The organism is Umezawaea endophytica (assembly GCF_025061645.1).
Lineage (GTDB): Bacteria > Actinomycetota > Actinomycetes > Mycobacteriales > Pseudonocardiaceae > Umezawaea > Umezawaea endophytica.
In genome coordinates this window covers 60,210-69,369 of sequence record NZ_JANYMP010000044.1, presented here as the reverse complement: position 1 = coordinate 69,369, position 9,160 = coordinate 60,210, and the positions used below count along the sequence as shown (strand labels likewise).

Here is a 9,160-nt window from a genome sequence, read left to right as displayed (position 1 = left end):
ATGTTCGGTACGGTGCTCGACCACGCTGTGACCTGCGGGTATGTTTTCGAGGGGTTCCCCCGCCACCCCTCTCGCGCAATTATTTCGATGTCCCTTTTGCTTTGTCAAGGCGGGAAAGATGCCTTGACAAAGCAAAAGGGACACGAAGGGCGCTGGGGATGGGGCCGGCGGGGGAGGTCTGTGCCGGGTCAGTTAAGCGGTCCACCCACGTGCCGCCGAACTCCAGTCCCGTATTTAAAACAGGCCACTCACGCACCGTCGCGCTCAAGCCCCGTATTCAAACCCCACTCACGCGCCGCTGCGCAACAGTCCCGTACTCCAGACCACCACCCCACACACACCTACCGAGGCGAATGATCCGTCCTCCAAGCCACCCCAACCACATCCTGCGCCTTCGGCACAGGCAGAAAGACCGAAAACGTCGCCGGCCTCGCCGTCGACAGCTCCAGCCTCCCCCCATCCGCATCCACCAACGCCCGAGCCAACGACAACCCCACCCCCGTCGACCCCCCTCCGGACACCCCCCGCTCAAAAATATGACTCGCCAACTCATCCGGCACCCCGGCCCCACCATCGCTGACCTCCACCACGATGGCCGACTCATCACTCCGGGCCGACAACACCACCGACCCCTCCCCATGCCTCAACGCGTTGTCCAACAACACCCCGATGGCCTCCCGAAGCCGCCCGGGCGTCGCCCTCGCGAGCATCCCCTCCGGCACCCGCACCTTGAGGGCCCGCCCCTCCCCCTTCAACGGCTCCCGCCACTCCTCAGCGATGGCCGTCAACTCAGCCCTCAAATCCAACGGCTCGGCATCCACCGACCGAGCGGCACGAGCAGCGGCCAGCAGCTCGTCCAACACCTCGGCCAACCGCTCCGCCTGCTCCAAAGCCGCACCGGCCTCGGACGCGGTCTCCGGTTCCTCGTGGTCGGCCAACGCCTCCAGCCGCAACTGCAAAGCCGTCAACCGGCTCCGCAACTGGTGGGACACGTCACCGACCAGTTCCCGTTCCCGCTGCACCAGCAGGGCCAGCGCCCCGGCTGACGTGTCCAACGCCTCCGACACCAGGTCCAGCTCGGCCACGCCGTGCCTGCGGTCGTCGTTCCGAAAATCCCCGGCCCCCAGCCGGGCCGCGCGCGCGGCGACGTGGCCCAATGGCTGCGACAGCTTCCGGGCCGTGACGGTCGCGACGATCGTGCCCGTAGCCACGGAGAGCACCAGCAGCAGTACGACCGACACGGCCACCTGGGCCTGCTGGGTGCGCATGGGACCCGACGGCATCTCCAGGCGCACGATGCCGCCCTGGGCGATCGGCACCTCCTCCGACAGCACGTCCGCGCCCAGGTCGGGACCCAGTTCCTGCTCGCCGGTGTTGGACCGCACGAACAGGTGGGCCCCCTGGGGGATCGCCACCTGCACGGTGTCCAGCGACACCGGTTCCCCGGCCGCGATCTGGTCGTCCAACGCCGCTGCTATCCGCCGAGCGCTCGCGGCCAGGTCGGAGTGCGCCCCGTCGTCGACCAACTGCAACGCCGACCAGCCGAGCGGGATGCCGAGCACGAACCCGGTGACGGCGACCGCGAGCATGATCGCCCGCATGATCCGGGTGCGCACTAGTCCGCGTTGAACCGGAAGCCGACGCCGCGAACGGTGGCGATGCGCTTCTCGACCGACTTCAACGTCCCGTCACCGAGCTTCCGGCGCAGCCACGACATGTGCATGTCCAGCGTCTTGCTGCCCTTCAACTCCGGGTCGTTCCACACCTCGGACAGGATCTCGTCGCGGTTCACCACCTGCCCGGACCGCTGCATCAGCACCCTGAGCAGCTCGAACTCCTTGTTCGCCAACTGGACCTCGCGCCCGTCCACGGTCACCCGCCGCGCGGCGAGGTCCATCCGCACGCCGTTGACCTCCAACGTGCCCGGCGCCCGGCGGCGCAGCAGGGCCCGGATGCGGGCCATCAGCTCGGCCAGCCGGAACGGCTTGGCCACGTAGTCGTCCGCCCCGGCGTCGAGCCCGACGACGAAGTCGACCTCGTCCGACCTGGCGGTCAGCATCAGCACGGGCACGCCGCGCCCGCCGGACCGGAGTCTCCTGCACACCTCCAGCCCGTCCATCCCCGGCAGTCCGAGGTCGAGCACCAGCAGGTCGATGCCCCCGGCGACGGCCAACTCCAACGCGCTCGGCCCGTCGCTCACGACGTGCACGGCGTACCCCTCGCGCTGAAGCGCGCGGGACAGTGGATCGGCGATCGCCGGGTCATCCTCGGCCAACAAGACCACGCTCACGAAACCCACCCTAGGCCTGGCACGATGCGGCGTGTGGAGAGCTACGAGAGTGATCTTGATCTTGCCAGGCTGCTGGCGGACGCGGCCGACGTCATCACGACGTCCCGATTCCGCGCGCTGGACCTCGTCGTGGACCGCAAACCCGACCGCACACCGGTCACCGACGCGGACACGGCCGTCGAGGACGCCGTGCGCGCGCTGCTGGCCGAACACCGCCCGGACGACGCCGTCGCGGGTGAGGAACGCGGTGGTGAGGTCGGTTCGGGCCGCACCTGGGTGCTCGACCCGATCGACGGCACGAAGAACTTCCTCCGCGGTGTACCCGCCTGGGCGACGCTGATCGCGCTCGTGGTCGACGGCACGCCCGTCGTCGGCATGATCAGCGCCCCCGCGCTCGGCCGCCGCTGGTGGGCGGCGTCAGGCACGGGCGCGTTCTCCTCCGACACGTTCGGCGTGCGGCGGATCTCGGTGTCCCGCGTGGCCGCGCTCGAGGACGCGTACCTGACCACGACGCACTTCGGCTCGTGGGCGAAGCACCACTCGCAGGACGCCTACCTGGCGCTCATGGACGCCACCTGGGAGAACCGGGCGTTCGGCGACTTCTGGTCGCACTGCCTGGTCGCCGAGGGCGCCATGGACATCGCCGCCGAGGCGATCGTGAACCCGTGGGACGTCGCCGCCGCGCAGGTCCTGGTCACCGAGGCCGGGGGCCGGTTCAGCGACCTCAAGGGCGTCGAGCGCTACGACCGGGGCAGCGCGCTCTCCACGAACGGGCTGCTGCACGACGAGACCCTCAGGGTGCTTGGGGGCTGAGCACGCCGACCGCGCCGCGCGCGACCTGCGCCCACACGAGCCTGCCGAACAGGTAGTGGCAGGCGACGTCCTCGCTGCTGAACCGCGCCCAGTCGTACCGGTTGCCCTGCTCGCGCCAGAACACCTCCCAGCCGTCACCCTCGTGGGTGAGGCACCAGGTGTTGTCGGCTTCGGACCCGATCGACACGACCTCGTCGGGCACGCCGACGGAACGCAGCCAGCCCGCGAGCGCCTCGGTGTTCATGTCAGCTCCATGAGGTAGCCCAGCGCGACGAGGTCGGCGACCGGGTAGGTCGTGCGGTAGCGGGTGCCGCCGCCGGGCTGGCCGAACCAGCCGACGGAGATCGTCCGCCACACCGGCAGCGGCTGGGTGAGGACGTAACGCCGGTAGCCCGCGGCCAGGTCGGTCGGCGGCAGCGACCGCCCGGCGAACCTGGTGCCCGCCGCGGCCAGCACCCGGCCCTCGGGCGTGCCGAAGCGGTCGACCTCGGTCCCGGCGGGCAGCACGTCCGGCCTGCCCGCCTCGTACCCGCCCTCGGGGAACACCCCGGCGGGTGGCCAGGCGTGCTCCAGCGGGTCGGCGGTGCGCACGAACCGGGCGTCCCACTCCCGTTCGTGCAGGCCCGCCTGGGGGTCGTAGCCGTCGGTCAGGTTCAGCACCAGCGGGTGGTCCGGGCGCAGGGCGGGCGGCGGGCGGTGCGGTCGGGCGTGCGCCGCGCTGACGAGGTCGGCGTGCGGGTGGTCCTGCGGCGCGAAGCGCAGGCCGTCGACGTGGTCGACCTCGACCGCGGTCGGCTCGACCTGCCTGCTCGGCACGGCGCTGGGCTGCGCCTTCGCGCCGCCGGGGAAGGCGCGGAAGAAGAAGACCCCGACCAGGGCGGTGGACGGGTCCTCCAGCTTCTTCGCCTCCTTGCCCGTGGCCGCGGGGGCGGACGACTGCTGCTGGTGCTGCTGGTGAGCGGCGGTGGACTTCTGCTCTGAGCGCTGCTGGGCGGCCGTCTCCGTGCTCCGCTGCTGGCCGGGGTCCGTCGACCGCTGACCCGGAGCCGGGTCGCCAAGTCGCTGCGAAACCGGCTGGTCGGCGCGCTGCACGCCACCCACCACCGCGCCGCCAGCAGCCGGTGCCGGGGGAACGCCGGGAGCAGCCGGAGCCGCGGGGGCGAGGCCGGGGGCCTGGGTCGGGACCTGCGCGCCCGGAGCGGGTGCCTGCTGCGCCGGGGCCTGCGGCTGGGCGCCGAGCTCGGCGGGCAGCAGCGGCCGGTCGAGCAGGGTGGCCGCGGACTGCGCGACCGTGCCGTCGGTGGTGTTCACCAGCGGCTGCACCACCTGCGGCGCCTGCGCGACACCGGGCGCGGCGGAAACCGGCTGGGCGGGACCGAGGTCGATCGCCGGGGTGACCGGCGTCGGCGGCACGACGGGCGCGGGCGCGATGCCGCCGACCACTCCAGCCGCGGGCGCCGTGACGGTCGGCACCACCTGTTCGACGGGGGCGACCACCGCGGGCAGCGTGCCGGACACCGCGTCCACCACGGGCGCCGTCACGGCGGGCACCACGTCGGCCACCACCGGCACGACCCCGCTCACCACGTCCGCCACCGGGGCGACCGCGGCGGGTACGACGTCCAGCACCGGGGCGACCACGGCGGGCACCACGTCCAGCACCGGCGCCACCACGGCGGGCACGACACCGGCGACCGGCGCGGTCACCGCCCCGACGGTCCGGTCGACCACGCCGCCGACGGTGTCGAGCAGCCCACCGCCGCCACCGTGCCCGTGCGAGCCGGGGTTGGCGTTGACCGGGGGGCTGGTCGCGCCGACGTCGACGCCGCTGTCCAGCCGCACCGACGTGGCCAGGGTGTTCGCCAGGTTCGCGACGTTCGCCGTCGCGCCCGCGAGTGCGGTGTCGAGGCCGAGCAGGGCGGTCGGGTGCCCCGCTGCGGCGGCCGAGTGGGCGGCGTCGTTGTTCTTGGCCAGGTTCACCAGCTCGCGGACCAGCTCCACCTTCGCGGCACCGATCTGGTCGGCTCCGTGCTCCAGGCGGTCGGCGGCGGCGTGGCAGCCCTTGGCCGCGGTGTTCAGGTCGCCGTCCGGTGCGACGACGCCGTTCCAGTGCGTGCGGGCCGCGTCACCGGTCGCACCGGTGATGCCGGTGAGCGCCTTGGTCGCGGACCCGTCGGAGTCGCCCGCGAGACCCGACACGCGGTTGCCCGCGTCCCGCCAGGCCGTCGCCGCCGTCCGCATCGCGTCCTCGTCCGCCTCCGGCCAGGTGACACCGGCCTTCGCGGCGACCTCGACGAGTTCCGCTGGTAGTTGGATGCCCATCGTCGCGCCCCTCAGCGTTGGACGTCGCGCAGCGAACCCGCGGCGCCGCCGTCGACCTGGCCGTACGTCCGCGCGGTGGCGGCGAAGCGCTCGCCGACCCCGCCGAACCGGGCGGAGAGCCCGTCGAGCTTGCCGAGCGACTCGTCCGCCTTGGCCACGTGCCCGCCGGCGAAGCTCCGGCCGATCGCGTCGGAACCCCAGCAGAGGCCGACCGAGTCGAGCACGCCGGACAGGTCCGCGACGATCTTGCCCGCGCGTTCGGCGAAACCGGTGAAGTCACCCGCGCCCTCGTTCAACCGAGCCAGGTCTGCGTCGAACCCGTTCACCGCGTCCTCCCCAGGTCGTCCATCCAGCTATCGCGCAGTGCGAAGTCCTCGTCCTCCGGTGCCCGGCGCTTCGGCGGCACGGGCGGGGTGATCTCGTCGGCGGTGAGGTCGGCGGTGCCGCGCACTAGTGCCGCCGGGTCGGTGTCCGCGGGCAGCACGGGCGCCAGCGTGCGGTAGGTCCGCTCGGCCGCCTTCGCCGCGGCGGCCTCCGTGGTCCGGACGATCAGCTCGGCGAGCTGCGACGGCCGGTGCGCGCGGTAGGCGTTGTCGGCCAGCACCAGTTCCGTGAGCACCCCGCCGGTGCCGACGGTCGCGGTGACCGTCCCGTCCGGACTGGTCTCCGACGCGGTGATGCCCGCCAGGTCGCGCTGCACGGACGCCAGGTGGTCGCGGGTGCGCCGGTAGTCGGCGAGCAGCTCCTCGACCTGGCCCCGGTGATCTGACGTCACGGCCACCTCCGGTTCACGCGCGTTGGACGTCCGTGCCCAGCGGCCGGTTCCCAGTGGTTGTATCTCCTCATGGGCACCACCGATTACGAAGACCTGACACCCGGACGGATCATCCCGCTCGGAGAGGTCGTCGTCGACCACGACGAGATGCTCGCGTTCGCCGAGCGCTTCGACCCCCAGCCGTTCCACCTCGACGAGGAGGCCGGGAAGAGGTCCGTCCTCGGCGGGCTGGCCGCGTCCGGCTGGTTCACCGCGTCGCTGTGGATGCGCCAGTACGTCGACCACCTGCTCGCGGACTCGACGTCACAGGGCTCGCCCGGCGGGCGCGACCTGAGGTGGCTCGCGCCCGTGTTCGCGGGTGACGTCCTGCGCTGCGAGATGGTGGTGCTCGGGGCGCGCGTGTCGAAGAGCCGCCCCGAACTCGGCCTGGTGGAGATCACCGGGGCGGCCTACCGAGGCGACGAGAAGGTCTACGAGCTGACCTTCACCGGCATCTTCGGCACCCGCGCGTCAGCCCCGTAGCGCCCTGACGACCCCGGAAGGGCTCGGACGGCCGAGCACGCCGGACATCCACTTGCTCGTGTCGACCAGCTTGTCGAGGTCGACGCCGTGCTGGACGCCGAGGCCGTCGAGCATCCAGACGAGGTCCTCGGTGGCCAGGTTGCCGGTCGCGGACTCCGCGTACGGGCAGCCGCCGAGACCGCCCGCCGACGCGTCGACCGTCGTCACCCCGCACTCCAGCGACGCGTACGTGTTGGCCAGCGCCTGGCCGTACGTGTCGTGGAAGTGCACGGCCAGCGGCTCGACCGAGTCGAACATCCCCAGCAGGGCCTTCACCTGGCCCGGCGTGGCGACGCCGATCGTGTCGCCGAGCGAAAGCTGCGAGCAGCCCATGTCCAGCAGCCGCTTGCCGACCGCGACGACCTGCTCGCGCGCGACCGGGCCCTCCCACGGGTCGCCGAAGCACATCGACACGTACCCGCGCACGTCCAGGCCTTCGGCGCGGGCGCGCGTCACGACCGGCTCGAACATCGCGAACTGCTCGTCCAGCGTGCGGTTGAGGTTGCGGTTGGCGAACGTCTCCGTGGCGCTGGCGAAGATCGCGATGTCCCGCACGCCCGCCTTGAGCGCCCGGTCCAGCCCGCGCTCGTTCGGCACCAGCACCGGGTAGCGGACACCGGGCCGCTGGTCCAGGCGGGCCAGCAGCTCTTCGGCGTCGGCGAGCTGCGGCACCCACTTCGGGTGCACGAAGCTGGTCGCCTCCAGCACCGCCGACCCGGCGTCGGCCATCCGGTCGAGGAACTCCAGCTTCACGTCGACCGGCACGATCGCGGACTCGTTCTGGAGCCCGTCGCGCGCCCCGACCTCCCAGATGGTGATCCGCTCGGGAAGACCGCTGCCCGGCACCACGTCCGGCAGGTTCACTTCACGCGCGCCCATCAGCCACCGCGTTCCCCGGTCGGTAGTCGTCGTCCGGGTTGTCGTTGATCTCCCGGTACAGCAGCGAGTGCACGCGCTCGACCTTCGGGATGTCGTCGAACTCCAGTGGCTCGTCCGACGCCGACTCGATGATCAGCGTGCCGCAGCCGAGCACCCGGTCCAGCAGGCTGTGCTGGAACCGCACGCTGTTGATCCGCGACAGCGGGATGTCCAGCCCGGTCCGCTTGAGCACGCCCTCGCGGGCCATCACCCGGTCGCTGGTGACGATGAAGTGCGTGGTGCGCCAGCGGACCAGCGGCGCCAGCGTCAACCAGCCGACCAGCAGCACGCCGACGACGGCGAGCGCGATCTGCGCGATCGTCGACCACGACTGCTCGGACACCAGCGACGCGGTGAAGGCGAACGCCGCCACCACCGCGAGGAGGAAGAACACCGGCAGCAGCAACATCTTCCAGTGCGGGTGGTTGTGGATCACGACGTGCTCACTGGGGCTGAGCAGGTCGTCGGGGTACGCCACGGCGATCCTCCGGTTGAGCGGCGTGGAACGGTCGAGCCACGGTACCGCCGGACACCGGGCCCGGTCGGGACCTTCGCCGTGTTCGTTATACCGCGCGGAGGTGAACGACGTCACCTGCGGAAACCGAGTGGTCCGCCCCGTCGTCCGCCCGCACCACGAGCATCCCGTCCACGGCCACGTCCTGCCCGGTCCCGACCAGTTCGACCCCGCCGCTCAACTCGACCCGCACCCGCTGCCCGAGCGTCGAGCAGTGCTCGCGGTACTGGTCCAGCAGCCCCGTCGGACGCGGGTCGCCACCCGACTCCCGCCAGCCCAGTTCCGCCTCGGCGAGGTGCAGCAGCAGCCGCTCGGCGATGGCCGTCAGGTCCTGTTCCGCCGCGCCCTCGTCGGCCAGCGAGGTGGGCACCAACCCGCCGGGGCCCGGCACGACGTCGGCGGGCAGCGGCGCCACGTTCAGCCCCACACCCACGACGACGGCGCCACCGCTCGCCTCCGCCAGCACCCCGGCGCCCTTGCGGCGCTCGGGACCGAGCAGCAGGTCGTTCGGCCACTTCAGCGCCGCGTCGACCCCGAGCCAGGCAGCGACCCGCACCAGCGACAGCCCGGCGATCAACGTCAGCCACGGCAGCCGGGCGGGCTCCACGCCCGCGGGCCGGAACAGCACGCTCACGTACAGCCCGCTGCCGGGCGGCGACACCCACGACCGCCCCCGTCTGCCCTGCCCGGCCGTCTGCTCACCGGCGATCAGCACCGTCCGGTCGGGCGCGCCGTCCGCCGCGGCGCGCACCAGGTCGGCGTTGGTGGACGGGGTGCTGGGGGTGAAGTCGACCGAGGCGTACGGCCCGACCAGGCGGGACCGCAGCGCGTCGACGTCCAGAGGCGTGCTCACCCGAGCCATCCTAGGAAGGCGTCCACCCCGCCGCCGGTCGGAGCGGGACAGCCGACGGGGTGGACCGGTCAAGCCTGCGATCTCCAGTGCGCTGGAGGTCAAGTGAGCTGAGCT

General features: G+C 72.3%; 11 protein-coding genes. 2 read left to right on the top strand and 9 right to left on the bottom strand.

Annotation, left to right across the window (positions count from 1 at the left end):
• Positions 1-341: 341 nt before the first annotated feature.
• Together NZH93_RS46605 and NZH93_RS46600 are read right to left on the bottom strand one after the other, a co-directional pair.
• Complete coding sequence (locus NZH93_RS46605; protein ID WP_259629795.1) at positions 342-1,616, bottom strand: ATP-binding protein; 1,275 nt, start codon at positions 1,614-1,616, stop codon at positions 342-344.
• Positions 1,616-2,290: a response regulator transcription factor gene (locus tag NZH93_RS46600; RefSeq protein ID WP_259629794.1), complete on the bottom strand. Its 675-nt coding sequence runs from the start codon at positions 2,288-2,290 to the stop codon at positions 1,616-1,618. Before NZH93_RS46600 ends, NZH93_RS46605 begins: the two co-directional genes overlap by 1 nt.
• A gap of 24 nt (positions 2,291-2,314) precedes the next feature.
• Here NZH93_RS46600 and hisN point away from each other — a divergent pair, with 24 nt between their 5' ends.
• The gene (hisN, locus tag NZH93_RS46595) at positions 2,315-3,103 is read left to right on the top strand and encodes a histidinol-phosphatase (RefSeq protein ID WP_259629793.1); all 789 of its coding nucleotides are present in this window, start codon (positions 2,315-2,317) and stop codon (positions 3,101-3,103) included.
• Here the strand turns inward: hisN and NZH93_RS46590 are convergent.
• Genes NZH93_RS46590 through NZH93_RS46575 form a run of 4 tightly spaced genes read right to left on the bottom strand, consistent with a single transcriptional unit; the run spans position 3,084 to position 6,200 of the window.
• Positions 3,084-3,347 carry a hypothetical protein gene (locus tag NZH93_RS46590; protein WP_259629792.1) on the bottom strand — a complete coding sequence of 88 codons (264 nt, stop codon included), beginning with the start codon at positions 3,345-3,347 and terminating at the stop codon, positions 3,084-3,086. The two genes, hisN and NZH93_RS46590, sit on opposite strands and share 20 nt — an antisense overlap.
• The gene (locus tag NZH93_RS50415) at positions 3,344-5,425 is read right to left on the bottom strand and encodes a TNT domain-containing protein (RefSeq protein WP_276025308.1); all 2,082 of its coding nucleotides are present in this window, start codon (positions 5,423-5,425) and stop codon (positions 3,344-3,346) included. Before NZH93_RS50415 ends, NZH93_RS46590 begins: the two co-directional genes overlap by 4 nt.
• An 11-nt stretch (positions 5,426-5,436) precedes the next feature.
• Positions 5,437-5,751: a WXG100 family type VII secretion target gene (locus tag NZH93_RS46580; RefSeq protein WP_259629791.1), complete on the bottom strand. Its 315-nt coding sequence runs from the start codon at positions 5,749-5,751 to the stop codon at positions 5,437-5,439.
• Positions 5,748-6,200, bottom strand: coding sequence for a YbaB/EbfC family nucleoid-associated protein (locus NZH93_RS46575; protein ID WP_259629790.1), 453 nt, complete (start codon positions 6,198-6,200; stop codon positions 5,748-5,750). The genes NZH93_RS46580 and NZH93_RS46575 overlap by 4 nt, the downstream gene beginning before the upstream one ends.
• 69 nt (positions 6,201-6,269) lie before the next feature.
• On the opposite strand from NZH93_RS46575, the gene NZH93_RS46570 reads away from it, so the two are divergent.
• On the top strand, positions 6,270-6,722 hold the full coding sequence (locus tag NZH93_RS46570; protein WP_259629789.1) for a MaoC family dehydratase: 453 nt from the start codon (positions 6,270-6,272) through the stop codon (positions 6,720-6,722).
• Here NZH93_RS46570 and NZH93_RS46565 read toward each other — a convergent pair.
• From NZH93_RS46565 to NZH93_RS46555, 3 genes are all read right to left on the bottom strand, one after another.
• Positions 6,711-7,640: a hydroxymethylglutaryl-CoA lyase gene (locus NZH93_RS46565; protein ID WP_259629788.1), complete on the bottom strand. Its 930-nt coding sequence runs from the start codon at positions 7,638-7,640 to the stop codon at positions 6,711-6,713. The two genes, NZH93_RS46570 and NZH93_RS46565, sit on opposite strands and share 12 nt — an antisense overlap.
• Entirely contained in the window at positions 7,627-8,157 is a 531-nt protein-coding gene (locus NZH93_RS46560; protein ID WP_259629787.1) for a PH domain-containing protein, read from the bottom strand. Before NZH93_RS46560 ends, NZH93_RS46565 begins: the two co-directional genes overlap by 14 nt.
• Before the next feature lie 85 nt (positions 8,158-8,242).
• Positions 8,243-9,055, bottom strand: coding sequence for a biotin--[acetyl-CoA-carboxylase] ligase (locus NZH93_RS46555; protein WP_259629786.1), 813 nt, complete (start codon positions 9,053-9,055; stop codon positions 8,243-8,245).
• Positions 9,056-9,160 lie beyond the last annotated feature (105 nt).

Coding starts and splice junctions, on each gene's coding strand:
- hisN (WP_259629793.1), top strand. CDS start 2,315: ATGCGGCGTGTGGAGAGCTACGAGAGTGATCTTGATCTTGCCAGGCTG.
- NZH93_RS46590 (WP_259629792.1), bottom strand. CDS start 3,347: ATGAACACCGAGGCGCTCGCGGGCTGGCTGCGTTCCGTCGGCGTGCCC.
- NZH93_RS50415 (WP_276025308.1), bottom strand. CDS start 5,425: ATGGGCATCCAACTACCAGCGGAACTCGTCGAGGTCGCCGCGAAGGCC.
- NZH93_RS46570 (WP_259629789.1), top strand. CDS start 6,270: ATGGGCACCACCGATTACGAAGACCTGACACCCGGACGGATCATCCCG.
- NZH93_RS46565 (WP_259629788.1), bottom strand. CDS start 7,640: ATGGGCGCGCGTGAAGTGAACCTGCCGGACGTGGTGCCGGGCAGCGGT.
- NZH93_RS46555 (WP_259629786.1), bottom strand. CDS start 9,055: ATGGCTCGGGTGAGCACGCCTCTGGACGTCGACGCGCTGCGGTCCCGC.